This window comes from Chryseobacterium sp. JM1 (assembly GCF_000737715.1).
GTDB lineage: Bacteria > Bacteroidota > Bacteroidia > Flavobacteriales > Weeksellaceae > Chryseobacterium.
The window spans coordinates 36,453-55,584 of sequence record NZ_JPRN01000021.1; the positions used below are offsets into that span (position 1 = coordinate 36,453).

Annotated in this window: 21 protein-coding genes; 18 read left to right on the forward strand and 3 right to left on the reverse strand. The window is 36.3% G+C overall.

From position 1 onward, the window contains the following. Positions 1–119: 119 nt before the first annotated feature. Positions 120–509, forward strand: a complete 390-nt coding sequence (locus tag IW22_RS22085; RefSeq protein WP_034731410.1) for an acyl-CoA thioesterase — start codon at positions 120–122, stop codon at positions 507–509. Positions 510–532: 23 nt separating this feature from the next. Here IW22_RS22085 and IW22_RS22090 read toward each other — a convergent pair whose 3' ends face one another. Then, on the reverse strand, positions 533–2,356 hold the full coding sequence (locus IW22_RS22090; protein WP_081874010.1) for an acyltransferase family protein: 1,824 nt from the start codon (positions 2,354–2,356) through the stop codon (positions 533–535). A gap of 277 nt (positions 2,357–2,633) precedes the next feature. Between IW22_RS22090 and IW22_RS23870 the strand changes: the two genes are divergently transcribed. The 10 genes from IW22_RS23870 to IW22_RS22140 all read left to right on the forward strand — a co-directional run bounded on the left by IW22_RS23870 (position 2,634) and on the right by IW22_RS22140 (position 10,274). Continuing rightward, positions 2,634–3,335: a cell wall anchor protein gene (locus tag IW22_RS23870; RefSeq protein ID WP_228384091.1), complete on the forward strand. Its 702-nt coding sequence runs from the start codon at positions 2,634–2,636 to the stop codon at positions 3,333–3,335. A gap of 140 nt (positions 3,336–3,475) precedes the next feature. Continuing rightward, on the forward strand, positions 3,476–3,946 hold the full coding sequence (locus IW22_RS22100) for a hypothetical protein (protein ID WP_034731416.1): 471 nt from the start codon (positions 3,476–3,478) through the stop codon (positions 3,944–3,946). Between the two features lie 120 nt (positions 3,947–4,066). Further along, positions 4,067–4,846 carry a hypothetical protein gene (locus tag IW22_RS22105; protein ID WP_131401780.1) on the forward strand — a complete coding sequence of 260 codons (780 nt, stop codon included), beginning with the start codon at positions 4,067–4,069 and terminating at the stop codon, positions 4,844–4,846. Positions 4,847–4,944: 98 nt separating this feature from the next. After that, positions 4,945–5,397: a hypothetical protein gene (locus tag IW22_RS22110; protein WP_034731424.1), complete on the forward strand. Its 453-nt coding sequence runs from the start codon at positions 4,945–4,947 to the stop codon at positions 5,395–5,397. 738 nt (positions 5,398–6,135) lie between these two features. Further along, positions 6,136–6,576 (forward strand): hypothetical protein, encoded by a 441-nt coding sequence (locus IW22_RS22115; RefSeq protein WP_034731427.1) that lies wholly within the window; start codon positions 6,136–6,138, stop codon positions 6,574–6,576. A gap of 186 nt (positions 6,577–6,762) precedes the next feature. Continuing rightward, positions 6,763–7,209, forward strand: a complete 447-nt coding sequence (gene queD, locus IW22_RS22120) for a 6-carboxytetrahydropterin synthase QueD (RefSeq protein ID WP_034731429.1) — start codon at positions 6,763–6,765, stop codon at positions 7,207–7,209. A gap of 29 nt (positions 7,210–7,238) precedes the next feature. Further along, positions 7,239–8,030 (forward strand): UDP-2,3-diacylglucosamine diphosphatase, encoded by a 792-nt coding sequence (locus IW22_RS22125; RefSeq protein WP_081874011.1) that lies wholly within the window; start codon positions 7,239–7,241, stop codon positions 8,028–8,030. 181 nt (positions 8,031–8,211) lie between these two features. Then, positions 8,212–9,195 carry an acyltransferase gene (locus IW22_RS22130; RefSeq protein WP_034731434.1) on the forward strand — a complete coding sequence of 328 codons (984 nt, stop codon included), beginning with the start codon at positions 8,212–8,214 and terminating at the stop codon, positions 9,193–9,195. A gap of 23 nt (positions 9,196–9,218) precedes the next feature. Next, a complete protein-coding gene (locus IW22_RS22135) occupies positions 9,219–9,722 on the forward strand; it encodes a hypothetical protein (RefSeq protein ID WP_034731437.1) in 504 nt (167 codons plus the stop codon). 6 nt (positions 9,723–9,728) lie between these two features. After that, the gene (locus IW22_RS22140) at positions 9,729–10,274 is read left to right on the forward strand and encodes a hypothetical protein (RefSeq protein ID WP_034731441.1); all 546 of its coding nucleotides are present in this window, start codon (positions 9,729–9,731) and stop codon (positions 10,272–10,274) included. A gap of 248 nt (positions 10,275–10,522) precedes the next feature. Here the strand turns inward: IW22_RS22140 and aqpZ are convergent, their stop codons facing one another. Then, complete coding sequence (aqpZ, locus tag IW22_RS22145; RefSeq protein ID WP_034731472.1) at positions 10,523–11,242, reverse strand: aquaporin Z; 720 nt, start codon at positions 11,240–11,242, stop codon at positions 10,523–10,525. Positions 11,243–11,461: 219 nt separating this feature from the next. Here aqpZ and IW22_RS22150 point away from each other — a divergent pair, with 219 nt between their 5' ends. From IW22_RS22150 to IW22_RS22160, 3 genes are all read left to right on the forward strand, one after another. Beyond that, the gene (locus tag IW22_RS22150) at positions 11,462–12,082 is read left to right on the forward strand and encodes a DUF5715 family protein (RefSeq protein ID WP_034731444.1); all 621 of its coding nucleotides are present in this window, start codon (positions 11,462–11,464) and stop codon (positions 12,080–12,082) included. A 274-nt stretch (positions 12,083–12,356) separates the two neighbouring features. Then, complete coding sequence (locus IW22_RS22155; RefSeq protein ID WP_034731450.1) at positions 12,357–13,094, forward strand: hypothetical protein; 738 nt, start codon at positions 12,357–12,359, stop codon at positions 13,092–13,094. Between the two features lie 19 nt (positions 13,095–13,113). Continuing rightward, complete coding sequence (locus IW22_RS22160) at positions 13,114–13,737, forward strand: hypothetical protein (protein WP_034731452.1); 624 nt, start codon at positions 13,114–13,116, stop codon at positions 13,735–13,737. Positions 13,738–13,739: 2 nt separating this feature from the next. On the opposite strand, the gene IW22_RS24680 is transcribed toward IW22_RS22160, so the two are convergent. Beyond that, the gene (locus IW22_RS24680) at positions 13,740–13,946 is read right to left on the reverse strand and encodes a hypothetical protein (RefSeq protein ID WP_228384092.1); all 207 of its coding nucleotides are present in this window, start codon (positions 13,944–13,946) and stop codon (positions 13,740–13,742) included. Here IW22_RS24680 and IW22_RS22165 point away from each other — a divergent pair. The 4 genes from IW22_RS22165 (at position 13,938) to IW22_RS22180 (ending at position 18,775) form a co-directional block, all read left to right on the forward strand. Next, positions 13,938–14,516 (forward strand): sensor histidine kinase, encoded by a 579-nt coding sequence (locus tag IW22_RS22165; RefSeq protein ID WP_228384093.1) that lies wholly within the window; start codon positions 13,938–13,940, stop codon positions 14,514–14,516. The two genes, IW22_RS24680 and IW22_RS22165, sit on opposite strands and share 9 nt — an antisense overlap. Further along, positions 14,485–15,162, forward strand: coding sequence for a response regulator transcription factor (locus IW22_RS22170; RefSeq protein ID WP_034731455.1), 678 nt, complete (start codon positions 14,485–14,487; stop codon positions 15,160–15,162). The genes IW22_RS22165 and IW22_RS22170 overlap by 32 nt, the downstream gene beginning before the upstream one ends. Positions 15,163–15,321: 159 nt before the next feature. Next, positions 15,322–16,662, forward strand: coding sequence for a T6SS phospholipase effector Tle1-like catalytic domain-containing protein (locus IW22_RS22175; RefSeq protein ID WP_034731457.1), 1,341 nt, complete (start codon positions 15,322–15,324; stop codon positions 16,660–16,662). 187 nt (positions 16,663–16,849) lie between these two features. Continuing rightward, positions 16,850–18,775 carry an ABC-F family ATP-binding cassette domain-containing protein gene (locus IW22_RS22180; RefSeq protein ID WP_034731460.1) on the forward strand — a complete coding sequence of 642 codons (1,926 nt, stop codon included), beginning with the start codon at positions 16,850–16,852 and terminating at the stop codon, positions 18,773–18,775. Positions 18,776–19,132: the final 357 nt, after the last annotated feature.

Consider the following 19,132-nt stretch of genomic DNA (forward strand, 5'->3'; position numbering starts at 1 on the left):
TTTTTATGGAGTAATTTCTAAAAAGAAAGCCTGAAAATTTAATCTGTTTTTAACTGATTGATCACTGCAGCGACAGTTAAAACTTCATATATTTGATTATTAATGAAGCCGAAACAGAAATGAATTTAATTTATGAAAAACAGATTCAGGTAACTGAAGAACATATAGATCAGAATAACCATGTTAATAATGTGCAGTATGTACATTGGGTTGAAGAAATAGCCGCTGAGCATTGGGATTCTTTAAAGCATAAAACAGAGTTTGCTGAATTCGCTTGGATACTTGTTGATCATCATATTCAGTATAAGAAGCAGGTGTATCTTGGAGACATCATTACAGTTAAAACCTATCCGAAAGCTCCTGAAGGTATAAAGCAGCCCAGAAAAGTTGAGTTTTACTGTAATGATAAACTCGTTGTAGATTCAAGCACGCTTTGGGTTTTGGTTGATTTGAAAACGCAAAAGATAAAGAGATTGGAAAGTGACTGGATGGATGATCTTATGGAGTAAACATCTTTTTCCTGTATTTAGGATTAGTGAATAATAAAAGGTTTAAAGAAAGACATAAAATCTCCTTCCAGATCTTTTGCTAAAGAAATGGAACCGTAAACATTTATGTGAGAACGGTTATAATAGATTAACGTATCCTTATAAAATGGCGCATCTTTAAATACTTTGCTCTTGGAGAGGTCATAGAAATGGACATTTTTATAGGAAGCAGCAAGCTTTTTAAGAGCTGCTCTGTTGCCTTCGTTAATCTTCACTTTAAATTTTCTTGATGTCTTTTTAATATAATCCCTGTTCATTTTTACTGGATCAAGATCAACTGAGGGAAATGTTGAAAACAAAATCAATTTCTGATCAGGCTGTAAAGATAAAACCATTTTTTCTACAGTGTGATAGATGGATATTGGGCTTATAAACGAGGAGCAGTTGATCAGGATGATTTTATTTTTATGAACATTCTGGTCCGTAAATTCTGCAAACTGTTGGGAGGAATCGTAAAATTTCATTCCAAAAGAAGATATTTCACTTCTTTTTATTCCTTTTAATGCAGGAAGACCATCAGTAGTAACCGATGTAAAAGAGAAATGATTCCTTTGTCCGATATAATTTAAAAATGGTTTAATCGAAAGGGCGTGGCTGTCTCCTATAAGCAGTATTTTGTTTTTCTTTGAATTTTTATCTCCGAAAGTCTCAATCTTTTTCTGATTATGGGAATTTAATCCAAATGAAGGTGAAGTATACACATCCGGTATTTTATTTATTTCAGCAACTTTTGGAAGAAGAAAGGTTAGAGGAGCTAGTAAAACAGATCCTAAGACCACATATAGGTAGAATACAGAATTATTCTTTTTTCTAAAGTAATTTTCAATAAAACAATATGAAAGCCAGGCCAGAAGAAATGTCATTACACAGGTGAAAATGATTTCCCTTATACTCAAAAAGTAGCCATCATTATAATACCTGATAAAAGCAATAATCGGCCAATGCCAAAGGTAAAGAGAATAGGAAAGTTCTCCGAGATATACAGAGATTTTTTTCGAAAAAAAATCGGAAATAAAATTATTGTTGGCAACCAGTAAATTGGCAGTTGCAGCCGTGGGAATAATAGCTAAACTCCCTGGGAAAAAAGTGTTTTTATCAATCAAAAAGGCAGATAATATTAATACAGCTAAATTCAGGAAAGCAAAAATATTATTACCAATCCTGTCAAAGTTTATTTTGTTTTTTAAGACAAGACTATAAAATGCTCCAATCATAAATTCCGGAATTCGTGCAGGAAGCGAAAAATATTTTGCCGATGTTTCATTCTTAATATACATTGAAATATCTGTATACACTGTTAAAACAGCAATTAATAAGAGAATTAAAGCAGGTAGATATTTCCTTTTTGTAAATACAAGAATGAGTGGGAGTAGAAGATAAAACTGCATTTCAATAGAAAGAGACCATGTATGAAGAAAAGGATTGTCTTCCAGTCTGGCTCCAAAATAGGAATCTCCCCGTGAAAACAAAAGGTTGGAAATAAATAAAACAGAAGCTCCTACAGATTTTTGAAACGTCCGGAAATCCCTGTCCAGATAGATGAAAAATCCAACCGAGGTGACGGCAGTAATGAAAAAAAGATAGGCAGGAAAAATTCTTTTCAGACGTTTAAGATAAAAATCATAAAAATTGAAAGTAAAATGATCCTTTTGATCAATAATAATGGAGGTCATAAGAAACCCTGAAATGACAAAGAAGATATCCACTCCAATAAAGCCACCGGGCAACCAGTTATAATTTAAATGGAAAATAAAAACCAATAAAAAAGCCAGGCCTCTTATCCCTTGTATATCATTTCTAAACATCATTTGGTTAATTCTAAATTGAGGAGCTAAATATAACAGATGTAATTGTAATTATCTGTATGTTAATGTTTTATGTGATTTTGATTTAAAAATTTAATACAATGTGTACGTTGTGAAGAATAATGAAGTTTGTTTCATTGATTTAGTAGTATATTTTAAATTCAACACATTTGTAATCAATGTGTTAAGGTTTATGTTTTTCGAATAAATCTATCCTTTGTGAGTGAAAAAAGAATATTTTTACAGAAAAATAAAACAAACACATTTTTATATATTCAAGATGAAACAAAAATTATTATCATTGGCTTTGCTCGTGCCATCACTCACCTTTGCACAATCCTGGAATTTGACAGGAAATAACGGAACCAATCCCTCTAATAACTTTCTTGGAACAACAGATAGCCAACCTATCGTATTTAAAGCCAACAGTGTGGAGGCCATGCGTATACTTCCCGATGGAAAAATAAAAGTAGGAACAAGTGATCCCGGAGGAAGCGGGGAAGCATTTGTAAGAATTTATAGGGCGGAGAATCCTGTCTTAGAAGTAGCCAGTTCATTGGGCTCATTCCAAATTGTAAAATCTACCTGTGATGGATGTTTGGGAGGGCAAAAGGGAGATACGGTTCTGAGAAATAAAGGGAACACTCATAATATCATCCTTTCTATGCCCAGTGATTATAATGAGGGAAGGTATTATGTTGGGGTACAGGATCTGGCGAACGGTACTTGGGTGAAATTCTTTAATAATGCTACGGCAAGATTTGACGGTAAAATCTTTGCTAAAGAAGTTGAAGTAAAAGCCAATGTATGGGCGGATTATGTATTTAAGAAAGATTATAAGTTGAATAGCCTGGAAGAGGTAGAAAAACATATTCAGGAAAAAGGGCATCTTCCCAGTATGCCTTCGGCAGAAAAGGTAATGCAGGATGGGATCAATCTAGCAGAGATGAATGCAAAGCTTCTTGAAAAATTGAAGAATTGACGCTTTATTCTATCCAACAGAATAAGCAGATCAAAAATCTTCAGGAAGAGAACAAAACGTTAAAGTCTCAATCTCATGAGATTGAAGAATTGAAAAAACAAGTTCAACAGATTCTTTCCACCAAAAAATAAACACCACAGATGAAAACAAAATTACTTTCGATATTTTCTTTGTTTGTAGGCTTTTTCGGTTTTTCTCAAACTGAAGTCTATTTTAAATATGACGAAGCTGGAGACCAAAGATACAGAGGACCACATGCCGCAGGAAAAGCAGCCCCAGCTGAAACAGCAAAAAAACAAACTACAGCCGCAGCTTCTTTGCAACAGCCTGTTGCAATGGATGAGAAAACATTTTGGAAACAAATCAGACTGTATCCGGTACCCGTCAATGATATTCTTACCATCGACTGGACTGAAGAAGCAGATCATCTTATAGAATCCGTTTCACTCTATCAGCACAGTACCGTGCACTGGAAATTCCAGCAACAGAATATCCCGGGGCTGAATCGTCAGCTTAAAATCAATATGACTGGTTATGACTGGGGAGTTTATATTCTACGCTTTACGTTGAAGGACGGAAGGGTCTTCGGTAGAAACGTTACAAAAAGATAAGCTGTTTTTCTGATTCGTTATTTATCAATTTATTAACACAAAGAAAAAGAATATGAAAATTTTCTATTCATTCATTATATCCTGTATCTCGGTATTTTCGTCCAGGGAACAGCGCATGCTTTGGCACAAGGGACACTCTCTTTGATGCAAGGGGAGAACTTTGGAAGCGCTTTTGCTTCAGGATTTCTAGGAAGTTTGGGAGCTTCTGCATTCAGTTCTGTAGCTGGAAAGTTTGCAAACAGTACAGTTGGAACTATTTCTTTTGGAGCAGTGGCAGGCGGAGTAGGAGCTGAACTTTCAGGAGGTAACTTTTGGCAGGGAGCTGTAATTGGTGGGTTTGTTGCTGGATTAAATCATACGATGCATCAGGTGGCAACAGCATTAGAAAAAGATCCATTACAAAAAATTCTAGACAAGCATGATATCGACCCAACAAAGCTATCAACACAAGAAACCCTGGATAAACTTAAAATAATATTAAAAAAATATTGGGATAAGAGTGCAAAATGGGCCGAGTTTGCTACAAAAGAAACTATCACACAATGGGAAGGCAATGAATATAAAGGATATTTAACTTTAAAAGCGGGAATAATTCATACTTCAGCAGGCGGTAGGGATTATGGTATAACAAATCCTATTAATGGAAAAGTATTATTATCAACGGGAAGAAACAATTATAGCCTTGCTGGTAGTTTTATTCACGAAATGGTGCATTCTGTAGATGTTATGTCTGGTGTGCAGGGTTTTTGGAATAATTTTTATATAGGACATGATTATATAGAGTCCAGAGCATACATGGAAGAAGCAAAATGGACAGGTGGTTATATCAATGACATAGGGCAAAATCATATTATAAATTCTATTCAAGTACATCTTTCACTTTTTAATTTTATACGATGAAAAATCTAATCTTAAAAACAATATTCATTATTTTACTTTTCACAATAAAAGTAAAGTCTCAAATTTTACTAAATAGTGATTCATGTTTTAAAATATATATGAATGAAGAAGTTATGATAAATAATTCTCCCGACAATTACAATAAAAACTCTTTCTTAATTGTAAATAAAACAAAGGAAAATTACATCATAAATATTCGCGGATTTATGGAGGAATTTGGAGAAGTATATAAAAATGGGGAAAGATTAAATCCTTATTTATACAAACCTATCTCCGAACCTGCAGGCTGGAATGAAACGGAATGCAAAGAAAATATTCTGTTGGTTCCTGCCAGAAAAAGTATAAAAGCAATATTACATTTGTCTATTTTGAGAGGATGGTATAAAATTGATAATGATGCTGAGTATACAGTTGATTTTGAAACAGAACACACTAAACGATCTCCATATTACTATGGCTGCAAGCAATATGTAGATAGTTTAGTAGTTCATGGATATAAAATATATGATGGAACATTAAAAGGTAAAATAAAACTTATACAGAAAAGATAAATATCTTAGTTATTAATTCTATGAATCCTGAAAATTACATTCTGCTATGAAACCTCTGCTATTTATAACTATTTACATTGTTTCAGGTTGCAAAAAACTAGATCACACTAATATCAATCAGCAATTAAATGAACATAGCGGGAAACATTTACCCCAAAATATGGAAAGCAATACTTTGACCATAATCAAATCGATTACTATCAAATTAGTGTAAATGATGATTCTGTAACATTTAAAACCGATCGTAAATAAGATTTATCAACATCTATTACAGTAATTAATCACTTACAAAATAATTATCACTTTCTTTTTAATAACTGTAATCGTATCGTTTCTGCTGCTCTTACAGGTGCTGGATTATCTCAGTATGGCGGTTATTCTGTAATTCCAAATCTTAATTTTAAGGAAATAAAAAACAACGTCAAAAATAGATGGTTGAAAAAATAAATAGATACTTAAACATTATCATAGTTATTAAATTAATTATAATATCATATTTTATTTACTCTTTAGTAAAAGGAGGGTCAGCTATGGATAAAGGAATTATAGGTGTAATTTGAGTAGATGAAAAATATGGATACATTCAAATTAAAACTTAACAAAAAAGAGATATTTTACATTGTAGCAGTTGAATAGGCTTTTAAGATGTGAGAATGTTGGCAATATAATTGAAAGGAGAAGCTTAATATTAGTTTGGGGTAAATATAGTAATCATCCTATCCCATAAAATTAAGAACAATGAAAATCAAACATTTAAACAAAACCGCACTAATCTTATTTTTATTCTTTATCTGTTGCTTAAAGGAAAAAGACCAAAATAAACCTAATGATATCCCAATAGAAAAATATAAAAAAGAGATTCTGATGAATGGCAATATTGATGCCTACAAACAATTAACTCTATATTATCTTAACTCACCATTTCATAATGAAACTTTGCCCTACTCAATTTTAATGGCAGATAAATATAATAACGGAGATGCTTGTCATGAGATCTTTGTACAAATAATTGGACTTAAACAAGCTCCAGGGACTCAGCATTATGATATATCAATTTTTAATAAGTTGAATAAGGGCGAAAAGGAATATGTCTTATTTTATTTGAAAAAAGGAGCTAGACTGAAAAATATTGGATGTATAGTAGTTCTTAGAGACCTTGGTATTTCTGACAAAGATTAATACATTCAGAACGAATATCTTTATTCTATTTACAAACAAGAACCGTTGCTAAAAAAGCGCCGAATTTAAAGTGAAGATTTGGTGATTTTTTGATAACTATGGATTCACCGTACAACCACCGCTCACAATTTGTTTTTCCAGACCGAATAGACCACTTATAATTATGTTTTGTCATATCTTTGCACTATGATACGTATTACAAAAATTTTCACATTCGAGACAGCCCATGTGCTGTACAACTACGATGGGAAATGTAAAAATATGCACGGACACTCCTATAAACTGTTTGTAACGGTGAAAGGAAAAGTGATTAATGATTTGGAGAATTCCAAGAATGGAATGGTAGTGGATTTTGGGGATATTAAAAGTATCGTAAAATCTGAAATCGTGGATCTTTGGGACCATGCCGTTCTTGTGAATGCATTGTCGCCCCATAAAGAACTGGGCGAAGATCTTGAAAATAAAGGACATAAAGTCATCTACTGCAGCTTTCAGCCTACCTGCGAGAACATGCTGTACGCTATTGCTGCAAAAATAAAATCAAAACTTCCGGCTGAGGTTTCTCTGGCCTACCTTAAACTTCACGAAACGGAAAACTCTTATGGAGAATGGTTCGCTGAAGATAATAAGTAACAGTAATTTATTCATAAAAATTCAGACCGGTGTTAAAAACGATCATTAATTTAGAACCTGGAAAAAAAGTATATTTTGCTTCCGATCAACATTTTGGAGCTCCTACGCCTAAGGAGAGCAAAGTGCGTGAGGAGAAATTTATACGCTGGATGGACGAGATCAAAGAAGATGCTCAGGTTTTGTTTTTAATGGGTGATCTTTTTGACTTCTGGCATGAATGGAAGCATGTGATTCCAAAAGGATATGTGCGCGTTCTCGGAAAAATAGCCGAACTGAAAGACAGAGGAATTCATATTTATTTCTTTGTGGGAAACCATGATCTTTGGATGAAAGACTATCTGGAAGAAGAGATCGGATGTACTGTTTTTTATCAGAAGCAGTATTTTGAGATGGGCGGAAAGCAGTTTCTGCTGGCTCATGGTGATGGTCTAGGACCCGGTGATAAAGGCTACAAAAGAATGAAGAAACTGTTCACCAATCCTGTGGCGCAGTGGTTTTTCAAATGGCTACATCCGGATATTGCCATGAAGGTGGCTTTGTATCTTTCACAGAAAAACAAAATGATTTCCGGAGAAGAGGATAAGGCGTTTTTAGGAGAAGATAAAGAATTCCTGATTATCTATTCAAAAGAAAAACTGAAAAGCCAGAAGATCGATTACTTTATCTATGGCCACCGTCACCTTCCGATGGTGCTGGATCTTGAACAGAAGGCAAAATACATCAATCTAGGCGACTGGATTTCTTATTTCACGTACGGAGTTTTTGAAAGTGATTTTGAACTGAAGACCTATAAAGACGGCACAAAAAAAAATTACCCCTGAGAGAGGTAATTTTCGAATGAACCGAAGCTCACTCTTGTTTTTAATCCATATTCCGAGTAAGTACTTGCAAGAAGTTTACCAAAGTGTAATGCTTCCATTAAAAAAATATTAAAAAAATAGGGTTCATTATGTAATTCATTCATTATGAATTGATAATGAGTTTAAAAATAGTCTTAGAAAATTGGAAAATATATTCAGCATACAGACAGAACAGGATTTCCTGAATACCTCGTTGGCCGCTTTTCGTTATCAGTACGAAAATGTTGAGATATATAAAAAGTTCGTGGATTATCTGAAAATAAATCCGGAAGAAATCAACAGTCTGGAGAAGATTCCTTTTCTGCCGATAGAGATGTTCAAAAACCATCAGATTCTGGACAGGAATAGGGCAACAGATCTGTTTTTTCAGAGTTCAGGAACCACACAGATGAATCTTTCGAAACATTTTATTGCAGCTCCTGATCTTTATGAAGAAAGCATCTATAAAAGTTTTGAACAGTTTATAGGAAAACCGGAAGATTTTATTTTTCTGGGCCTGCTTCCGAGCTATCTGGAGAAGCAAAATTCTTCCTTGATTTATATGGTAGATTATCTGATGAAGAAGTCTGCAAAACCTGAAAACGGCTATTTTTTGTATAATCATTCTGAACTGTTTGAACTTCTAAACCGTTTGAAAGATAAAAAAGTCATTCTTTTCGGGGTATCTTTTGCTCTTTTAGATTTCCTGGATTCCGTGGAGTCTCTTGATTTTTCAATTGAAGGATCTCAAAATCTAACCGTTATTGAAACCGGAGGAATGAAAGGCAGAAAAGAAGAAATGACAAAAGATGAGCTTCTGAAAATTCTGCAGAATGGTTTTAAAACACACAGAATCTACTCAGAATATTCCATGACAGAATTGCTTTCACAGGCCTATTCATTGGGAAATAACGAGTATAAATGTCCCAATTGGATGAAAATACTGGTTCGTAATGCAGAAGATCCATTCTCTTATGAACAGGAAGGCAGAACCGGAGCGGTCAATATTATAGATTTGGCTAATATCCATTCATGCTGCTTTATTGCGACGCAGGATTTAGGTAAAACGCTTCCGGGAGATACATTTCAGGTACTGGGAAGAATAGACCATTCCGATATTCGCGGATGCAGTTTATTGGTTTCTTAATCATCAAATAAAAACTTCTTATCATGAATCTCATAAAAAATGGATTTATATTTTTGCTGCTGATCGGATGGTCCGGCTTGGTATCTGCTCAAAAGAAAGCAGAAAAGGATATCTGGTCCGGAACTTATAGGGTCAATGAGAAGAAGAGTGACGGAGGTTTAACAACGACTGATACGCTGGTGATTGCCAGAATTCAGGATGCTGATGCTAAGGAAGTGTCAGATAAAGAAAAATCAGATCTGGCTCGCTGGTCTATGACCTCAAAAAGAGATGGTGGCAAAGATAAAATCACGGTTAAGCGATTTTTATTTGATCTTGCTAATGACAAGGATGCTTATAAAGAGTTTGGCTTGACAGATATGCATAAAGAGGGAAGAATCAATTGTATTGATGGCGGACATTTTTTTATCTGTCAGACACCGCCAGATACTACCGTTGCATTCGGAAAAGATGAAACTTATTTTACCAAAACAGGTTTTTTTGGAATATGGCTGCATTATGGTGTCGTTGAACTGCAAAAAAAGTAATATATCGTGCTGAAAATAGAAGAATTGGTTCATGCCTATATTCATTCCCATTGCGATTTCGAAAAAGAAATTGTACTGACGAATTATTTCCAGGCAGACTGGGAAGCGGATATGTTGTTCATAGATGCGGATGGTTTCAGTCATGAAATAGAGATCAAGCTTTCGAAAAGCGACTTTAAAAACGATTTCAAAAAATCATACCTCAATAAAGAAACAGGAGAAAAGTTTCTGAAACACGACAAAATTTCATGTGGTGATTATATCTGCAATGCTTTCAGTTTCCTGCTCCCGATGGGCATGATAGAGCATAGTATGATCCCCGAACACTGTGGCATTATCGAATTCTACCATAACGCTGATACCTGGGAAACGGAATTCTACCTTATACGCAGCCCAAAAAGAGTACATGAAGATCCTTACTGGAAACTGAATGACAAAGATCTTTTTATCCGGAAAATGGCCCTGAATTTACTACAACGTAAAATGGAAATCAAAGGAAAAAAGGAAGAACTTATCTTTAAAAATCCTTTTGATATTAAGAAGTTGAAGTAGATTTCAGACATCAGACTATTTTTAATAAGTCAGTGGTCAATTTTGCTGCGCAAGTGAATGGTGAATTTCAGTTTCGGGATGCGGGTTTCATGGTTCGAACTAGCAACTGACAACCAGCAACTAACGCTCCATTCATACACTCTCAAACCCTCAAACTCTCCGAACCCTCAAACTCGTAACTCGTACCCACAAAAAAATAGGCTGCCAAAAAATTGACAGCCTATGTTTTTTATAATGATTATTACTAATTAGTCAGCAACCACTTCCGTTGAATCTCTCTGAAGTAAGAACTTGTAGATCAATCCTCCTACGATTCCTCCCGCAATAGGAGCAACCCAGAACAGCCAAAGCTGTGACATTGCAAGCCCACCGGTGAATACCGCCTGTGACAGTGATCTTGCCGGATTTACCGAAGTATTGGTAATCGGAATAGAGATAAGGTGAATCAGGGTCAAAGCAAGACCGATAGCGATACCCGCAAACTTTCCGTTAGCCCATTTGTCTGTAGCTCCCATGATCACAATCAGGAAGAAGGCTGTCAGTAAAAATTCTGCAAGGAATGCGGCTCCCATACTGAAAGCTTTTCCGTTGTAGACAGCTTCACCGTAAAAATTGGTGGCAAAAGCTCCCGGTTTAGAAAAATCTACAGCTCCGGAACCGTTAAGGATAACGTAAAGACATCCCGCAGCTACCAATGCTCCAAGACACTGAGCTACCACATAAGGAATAAGGTCTTTTGCCGAGAATCTGCCTCCAGCTAAAAGTCCGAAAGATACTGCCGGATTGAAATGTCCGCCAGAAATATGCCCGACGGCATAAGCCATCGTAAGAACGGTAAGACCAAACGCTAGAGCTACGCCCAGCAGGCCAATTCCGATATCGGGAACTCCGGCAGCAAAAACTGCACTTCCGCAGCCACCGAAAACAAGCCAAAATGTGCCGAAAAATTCAGCAAAAAGTTTTTTTATCATGTTGTTTATTATTTAAATGTATCTCAAATGTAAAATTTAAATTTTAAAATAAAAAGTTAAAATGGAAAAATATTTTAACTTTTTTTAACTTAAAATTGAAAATTTAATAATTTGGTTTAATGTTTGTTGGGAATTTTTTCAGGATGTCATTATGCAGGGGTTGAATACTATGGCATAAATGTTTATCTTTCGTTTAGTAATTTAAAAGCATGGTTAATGAGAAAGTATTTTTGTGTGGCTTTTTTGCCCTTTATGTATAGCTTTTATTATTCGCAGGGAACAAAAAAAGCAGTTCCCTGTTATGATCTTTCAACGGTACTGAAAGTGGAACCAACGGCACTGTACAAGTCGCACCTGGATGCTTCAAAAAGTTTCGGGGTAAAACTGCTGACAGATTCCAAAACGGTACAGAAGTATATTAACAGCGGGAAATTTCATAAAATAAAAAAGAGCGGAAAAGGCTATCGCGTTCAAAAGCTGGATTACAGCCGTGCTTATATGGTTTCCAAAGCTAAAGCCACGCTCGAAAAGATGGCGTCCAGATTCAGCAAAGAAACGAAAGGACATACTTTCACTGTTTCATCCATGACCAGAACACTTGAAGACCAGTGCAGGCTGAGACGGGTGAATTCCAACGCTTCAATGGGAATCAGCTCTCACAACTACGGAAACTCTTTTGATATTTCTTACATTCGGTTCAATGATGTTCTCAAATACAATCCGAAAATGGAAGCAGCCTTGGAGAAAGTTTTAAAGTATTATGTAGCTGCCGGTAGAATTTATTACATTAAAGAGAGACAGCAGAGCTGTTATCATATAACCGTCAGAAATTATTGATTTTCTTTTATTGTCCTCTTTCTTGTTTTTATTTTTTGCAATATCTGAATTTTCAACGAACAATTTTCATAACGGTGTTGCCGGATCTTTTATAGCTGTATCGGCTTGTGTATATAGTATCCCAAATCATATATCACAAACCGCATGACGTTGTTTTGTGAATTTTTAGCGTTTAAGATTAAATTTGTTTTACGAATAATAAATTTATGATACGATTATTTGTGCGGTAGGTTTAGTTTATATAATTTTATGCGACTAAATAAACCATGAAATTATGAACGAGAACGATTACAAACTGGCGATCGCCGAATGGGACAGGCACCGGTCAGATTATTTTCTGATCACCCAACTGATTCAAACCAATTATGTTTTTGATCTGTCTAAAGAGCAGCTCGATAAAATCAAAGAAAAGAATAAATACGTAGATGCATGTGCGCAGGTAGGTGTATTTAACGGCGAAATGGTCCTGATCTTTGTCCCTCTGGATGAAAAAGGATTTATTGACAGAAGCGTTGTTGAATACCAGTACACTACGCTGAAACCGCTTAAACATGATCTGAGACTGCAGGAAACAAAACAATTCACCGTTGTGAAAAATGCAGTTCTTTCCAGTAACCTTACCAAAATTGATGATAATACCAACACAACCCTTCCTGTAACCAATCAGCCAATTCTTGATCAGGATATCGCTGTAGAAGCTATTGAACGTTGGAGAAATGAAGGAATGGAATGGTTCTTCCGTGAGTGTACAGAATTCGGAGGACAGAGAATCTTTAAAAGATTTTATATTCCTATTGCAGATTTGTCACATCCGTATCCGGAAGTTGCGGGCATTAAATGTTCATTTGGTCTCAGACACAATGATATTTACCAGAGAATGCTGGTAACCGTGATTTTTATTTCGTTCCATGAGCTTCTTCTGGAAGGAGACAGTGAAGAAACTATTTCAAATACTTACGATTGGGCGAAACCATGTCCGCCTGTCTGCCGTATTCCCGAACTTGGATCTTAAATACGTAGTATAGATAGGAATGACAGATTTTTTTAAAGCAATTCTATTCCTAAACTATGGTCTGCTTCTATCCATCATACTTTTGGGAGCAGCAAAATACCGTATACTGAATACTAAAGAGAAGCAATATTTTCACTGTATTGCTTTTCTTTTTTTTATTGAACTGTTGAACTTGGTTCTGCCATATGTGTTCAATCTTAATGACACCTCGTTTCTGTATCCTCTGTACATAGCCGGAGAGTTTTTTCTGGTGACAGCCTTGTTTATCAGAAAACTGGATCTTCCCAAATATTTTCTGGGCATTACAGCACTTTTAGCCATAGGATTTATGGTGTCAAAATATGTATTCAATTACCCTTTTAACAGTGATATTGTCAAAGTGATTTCCAATATTATGATCATCTGCCTTTCAGGGTTTGCTCTGATCCGCGAGATCAAAGATGCGTCTACACAGAACCGTTTTCTTCTCGTAGATGCGTGCATTTTTTTCTACTATTCCGTTTCGGTCTTTATTTTTATTATTCAGCACCAGCTCGCGAATCTGTCAGAAAATGATTATTATATTATTCTGAGTGTGAATAATATTTTGTCAAGCATTTTATACTGTTCATTTTTATATACCTTCATCAAATTAAAGAAGTAACCTTAAATATTAGCCTGCTGATCCTTATAATTGTTACCATAACAGTTATCGTATCCTTCATTCTCATAGCGTACAGATCTTTTATCAGCCGGATCATTAAGGAGAAAAATGTTCAGCATGAAGCTGAAGTTCTTCACCAGAAAAAGCTTGTCCTGGAAAACATCAAAGCACAGGAAGAAGAGAGAAAAAGAATTGCCGTCATGATTCATGATGATATCGGAAACCGTCTCAATATCCTTTCCCTGTGGATGAATAACCTGGATACGAAAGGCGATGAGGTGATCAAGAAAAATATTTACAACCAGATGTCATCCCTCATTGATGCAGCGCGCAGTATTTCCCATTCATTATATCCTGTCAATCTTGAATCGGTGGGATTTGTTCTGTATGTGGAAGAACTGATTGCGAACCTTTCGCATAAGATCAATATCTCTATGCAGGTAATGCCCGGATATGAGAAAAAAGATATCTTTGTGGAAGTACAGCTGTACAGGATTATCCAGGAATTTACGACCAATGTGATCAAACATTCCAATGCGACGGATCTCTGGATTTATATCAAAGATTATCCCCAAAATATGGCAGTGATTATCTCTGATAACGGACAGGGATTTGATTATGATCTCGTGAAAAAAGGAATGGGAATCAAAAACATCGAATCCAGAATAAAATCCATGAATGCCGTCCATAAATGGAAAAGTACTTTAAATAAAGGAACCCGTTTAATCATTATAATTCCAAAAAACAATGAACTCCCAAATCAAAATAGCCTTAATTGATGACGAACAGCTGATCCTGGAAGGGGTGAAAATGCTGCTCTCGAATGAAAAGAATATTTCCGTCTGCCTTACGTCCAATAACGGCCCTGACTTCATTGAGAAACTGGGAAGCCTTTCCGAAGACGATTTTCCGCATATCGCATTGGTAGACGTACAAATGCAGCCTATGAACGGCTTTGAGCTGGTAGAAGTTCTTAAAGAAAAATATCCTGAGCTCAGAATCATTATCCTGTCTTCCCACTACAAAACCTCTATTCTTGGGTACATGGTTAAGTTGGGTGTTTCAGCTTTCCTTCCTAAAAATTCAGACAGGAAAACATTTATCGATGCCATTACGATGGTGTATAAAAACGGAGTTTTCTTTACGGCCGAAGATCATCAGATGCTGTTTACGTACATGAACAGCTCTGCCAAGAAGAAATCACTTTTTGAAATGGAAGACGAATTATCTGAACGGGAAAAAGATGTGGTTAAACTGATCTGTCAGGAATACACCAATAACGAGATCGGAGAGAAGCTTTTCATCAGCCCGAGGACGGTGGAAAGTCACCGCCAGCGGATCCTGGAAAAGATTGGAGCCAAGAACACCGTAGGGATTGTCATCTACGCCGTTGTGAACAATATATATTCTCTAGATAAAATGTGATTCCGTAGAAATACGGAATTTTTTATTTGGTATTTTTCACGCTAGTATTGCTTTTCCTTCTTCCGTTAATTTGAAAAATAAGTTTTTACGGAATTCAGAGCAGAATCAGATCATGAAGATGTCCGGGAAAACTTTTAACAATTAAAGCAAAACACAGCGATGGAAAAAGATACAATATTATCTGTCGGAATTTTTTTTGACGGAACAGGAAACAACGGAATCAATACGGAAGCCATCATAGTACCTTCAGCCAATAATGAAAGTTATAAAGAGGCGCCCACCAATGTTTATAAATTATTCAATTTATTCAACGGAAGCCATAAAATATATGTAGAAGGAATAGGAACAATTACAGGTGGTGAAGACAGTAATTTCGCCATGGCTACATGTGCCAATCCACCGGATGCACAGGGCTATTCTTCCGATGATAAACTGCAGAAAGCAGATACTTTTGTACAGAATCTTTTGATTGATAAAAATATAGAGTATCAGTTTTACGTCTATGGATTCAGCAGAGGAAGCATGCTGGCAAGGGAATTTTGCAACCAGCTTGTCGCGAAATATCCATCAGTAAATGTTACCATAAAATTTCTGGGCGTTTTTGATACGGTTGAATCCAAACCTTTCAATACCTATGATATGGGTCTGCCGCAGGAAGTGGAAAATGCCCTCCATATTTGCGCGGTCAATGAATGCAGATTCTTTTTCCCGCTTACCGGATTTTTTGAGAATTCTAAAAATATGCAGGATACCAAAACCGAAACAGCAGGTTCTGTCTGGAAAGAGGTTTTTGTTCCGGGAGCCCATGCTGATGTAGGCGGAGGCTACTTGCCGGCAGCACATTCTGTGTATATTTCTACTGATTTCATTAATGTGAATGATCTTAATGACTATGTTTCAGATGTAAGGAACGCGAAAACCGATGCCGAAGGAAATAAAATCTGGGATGCACTGCTTTCAGATTTTCAAATTGAGAAAGGAGTGGTCCTTTCGCAGGCTTATATTTCAAGAGAGCTTGTGCTGAACACGCTTCCGTTCGTATATGGACGCATCATGCTGGAGGAAACCAATAGTGCCGTGTCCGGAATATTTAATACGGATCTCACCCAATCAGGTCTTGAAATTACAGATGATACCTTCCTTTCGGATTTTTATAAAGCCCTTTCAACCTATGTTGAAAGCTTCACACCGGATCTGAAACCGAAGTATGATTATTCAGCTTTGGCAGCCTATACTCATATTTCAGCGAATTACGGGATGTACAGAGACCCGTCGGACAATAAAACCGTGGAGGAAATTGAAGCAGAGCTTATTAATAATGGTCTGAATGTACCCAGCAGTACATCCGTAGACCGTGGCATTCATACCAGACTTCTTACCGAGCTGCATCTTCCCGAAGACAGCTTTGTGGCAGATTTTCTGTATGGAACCAATGTTCCCAATAATGATATCTGGAGCCGTACGATCGAAATGAGATCCGTAACGGCAGATCAGAATTAGATAAATACGTTAGTACTTTTCAGTTTTAAATTTAGGTTACGAAGGGATGTCTGGCAGGGCATCCCTTTTATTGTTCCAAATAATGGTGCTTCGGGGCAGTCCGTTTTTATTTCTGGGCTATTCATTTCTTTTTCCGTACTTTTGCACCCGAAAATTCATTATTCATCACTAATTTTTATTTTACACAATGCTTTCGGTTCAAGGTTTAGGATTACATCATTCAGGAAACTATCTGTTTCAAAATACAAATTTCACCATTAAAAAGGATGATAAAGTAGGTCTCGTAGGAAAAAATGGAGCAGGGAAATCCACTTTGTTGAAAATGCTTTCCGGCGAAATTAATTTCTATGAAGGAAATGTAGTCCGTGAAGGAGGTGCTACCATCGGTTTTCTGAAGCAGGATCTGGATTTCGTAAAAGGAAGAACAGTCTGGGCAGAAACCATGCAGGCTTTTGAGCAGATCAATGCGTGGAAAAACGAACTGGAAGAGGTGAATCATCAAATGGCTGTGAGAACAGACTACGAAAGTGATGCCTATACAGATCTGATCAATAAAATGACAGAACTGAATGACCTTCTGATGAACCATGACGCTTATAATCTCGAAGGCGATATGGAGAAAGTATTGTTCGGTTTAGGTTTTAAAGCTGATGATTTCCAAAAAATCACCGATGAATTTTCAGGAGGGTGGAGAATGAGAATTGAACTGGCAAAACTGCTGCTTCAGAAAAATGACATCATGCTTCTCGATGAGCCTACCAACCACCTGGATATGGAATCCATTATCTGGCTGGAAAACTTCCTTAAAGATTATCCCGGTGCCATTGTTCTGGTAAGTCACGATAAGCAGTTTATGACGGCTGTCTGCAACAGAACTTTTGACATTAACAATAAAAAAGTTGACGACTACAAGGCCAATTATTCCAAATATCTCGTAATGCGTGAAGAGCGCCGTGAGAAACTGATCGGAGCGAAAAAGAATCAGGATGCAGAGATCAAGCAGATGGAGGACAACATCAATAAGTTCCGTGCCAGTGCTACCAAAGCATCTTTCGCACAGTCATTGATCAAAAAACTAGACAAAATCGAGCGTATTGAAGTGGATAATGAAGACGTTTCAAAATTCAATATCCGTTTCGTACAGTCTATGGTTCCCGGAAAAGTTATTTTTGAAGCAGAGAATTTAGGAAAAGCATACGGAAAAAAACAAATCTTCGATAATGTAGACTTTATTGTTCAGAGAGGAGACAGAATTGCTCTTTTAGGACAGAACGGACAGGGTAAAACCACTTTAGCGAAAATTCTTGCAGGAGATATTAAAGATCATACAGGAAGCTGGAATTTAGGGCACAACGTAAACATCGGATACTTCGCCCAAAATCAGGAAGAAGTACTGACACCGAATAAAACCGTTTTAGAAGAAGCTGAAGATGCAGCAACCGAAGAAACGAGACCAAGAGTAAGAGACTTATTAGGATCTTTCCTTTTCCAGGGTGAAGCTGTTTCCAAAAAGACAAAAGTACTTTCCGGAGGAGAAAGAAACCGTCTGGCACTTTGTAAACTGTTGCTTCGTCCATTCAACACACTGATCATGGATGAGCCTACCAACCACCTTGATATTCAGTCTAAGGAAATTATCAAACTGGCTCTACAAAATTTTGAAGGAACATTGATCGTGATTTCTCACGACAGAGAATTCCTGGACGGACTTTGTGATAAAATCTACGAATTCCGTGACGGAAGAATGAAGGAATTCCTTGGAAGTGTCGGAGAATATCTTGAATACAGACAAAAGGAAACCCTTAGAGAAATCTCCGCAGAAAAAGCAAAACTTCACAGCGAAGACAAAATTGAGTTAAAACCGGTTCCGAAAGAAGTGAAAGTTGAAGAAAAATCATCAACTATCGTAAGTAAGGAGCAGAAAAATATTCAGAATAAATTAAAGAAAGTAGAAGAAAGAATTTCCGAGCTTGAAGTAGAAATCGAAAAATATGAAGCTTCATTCACCAAAGAAAATCCTTCTGAAGAAACTTTAGAAAAATATAATAAAACGAAAGAAGAACTTGAAGTTGCCCTTCAGGAATGGGAGCATTTGGGTTCTCAGTTGAGCTAGGGTGTTATAGGGTTTTAGAGTGGGAGCGTTTTAGGGTTTGAGAGTGAATGAGTATTTGGTTGCTGGTTGACAGTTGCTGGTTTGAATCACGTAACCCGCATCCCGAAACTAAAATTCACCATTTACTTGCGAAGCAAAATTGACCATTGACTTATCAATAGTCTGATGTCTGAAATCCGGCATCTTGATGTAAATCCCTAAATAGAGTTGACCGTATTATTCTTTAATATCTCGTTGTTAAATATATTCAAAATAGGTTTATTAAATTTCATATTTTGTCTGCAATTCTCTTCAAATTTTTGAGGAGAGATTCTTCCAATTGCATTATGAGGTCGTTTGGTATTATAATGGTTGACC

Coding starts and splice junctions, on each gene's coding strand:
- IW22_RS24680 (WP_228384092.1), bottom strand. CDS start 13,946: ATGAATCATGACGGCAATTCTTTTTCTCTCTTCTTCCTGTGCTTTGAT.
- IW22_RS22135 (WP_034731437.1), top strand. CDS start 9,219: ATGAATCTCATAAAAAATGGATTTATATTTTTGCTGCTGATCGGATGG.
- IW22_RS22100 (WP_034731416.1), top strand. CDS start 3,476: ATGAAAACAAAATTACTTTCGATATTTTCTTTGTTTGTAGGCTTTTTC.
- IW22_RS22085 (WP_034731410.1), top strand. CDS start 120: ATGAATTTAATTTATGAAAAACAGATTCAGGTAACTGAAGAACATATA.
- queD (WP_034731429.1), top strand. CDS start 6,763: ATGATACGTATTACAAAAATTTTCACATTCGAGACAGCCCATGTGCTG.
- IW22_RS22160 (WP_034731452.1), top strand. CDS start 13,114: ATGACAGATTTTTTTAAAGCAATTCTATTCCTAAACTATGGTCTGCTT.
- IW22_RS22175 (WP_034731457.1), top strand. CDS start 15,322: ATGGAAAAAGATACAATATTATCTGTCGGAATTTTTTTTGACGGAACA.
- IW22_RS23870 (WP_228384091.1), top strand. CDS start 2,634: ATGAAACAAAAATTATTATCATTGGCTTTGCTCGTGCCATCACTCACC.
- IW22_RS22150 (WP_034731444.1), top strand. CDS start 11,462: ATGAGAAAGTATTTTTGTGTGGCTTTTTTGCCCTTTATGTATAGCTTT.
- IW22_RS22170 (WP_034731455.1), top strand. CDS start 14,485: ATGAACTCCCAAATCAAAATAGCCTTAATTGATGACGAACAGCTGATC.
- IW22_RS22155 (WP_034731450.1), top strand. CDS start 12,357: ATGAACGAGAACGATTACAAACTGGCGATCGCCGAATGGGACAGGCAC.
- IW22_RS22110 (WP_034731424.1), top strand. CDS start 4,945: ATGAATGAAGAAGTTATGATAAATAATTCTCCCGACAATTACAATAAA.
- IW22_RS22165 (WP_228384093.1), top strand. CDS start 13,938: ATGATTCATGATGATATCGGAAACCGTCTCAATATCCTTTCCCTGTGG.
- IW22_RS22180 (WP_034731460.1), top strand. CDS start 16,850: ATGCTTTCGGTTCAAGGTTTAGGATTACATCATTCAGGAAACTATCTG.
- IW22_RS22090 (WP_081874010.1), bottom strand. CDS start 2,356: ATGATGTTTAGAAATGATATACAAGGGATAAGAGGCCTGGCTTTTTTA.
- IW22_RS22115 (WP_034731427.1), top strand. CDS start 6,136: ATGAAAATCAAACATTTAAACAAAACCGCACTAATCTTATTTTTATTC.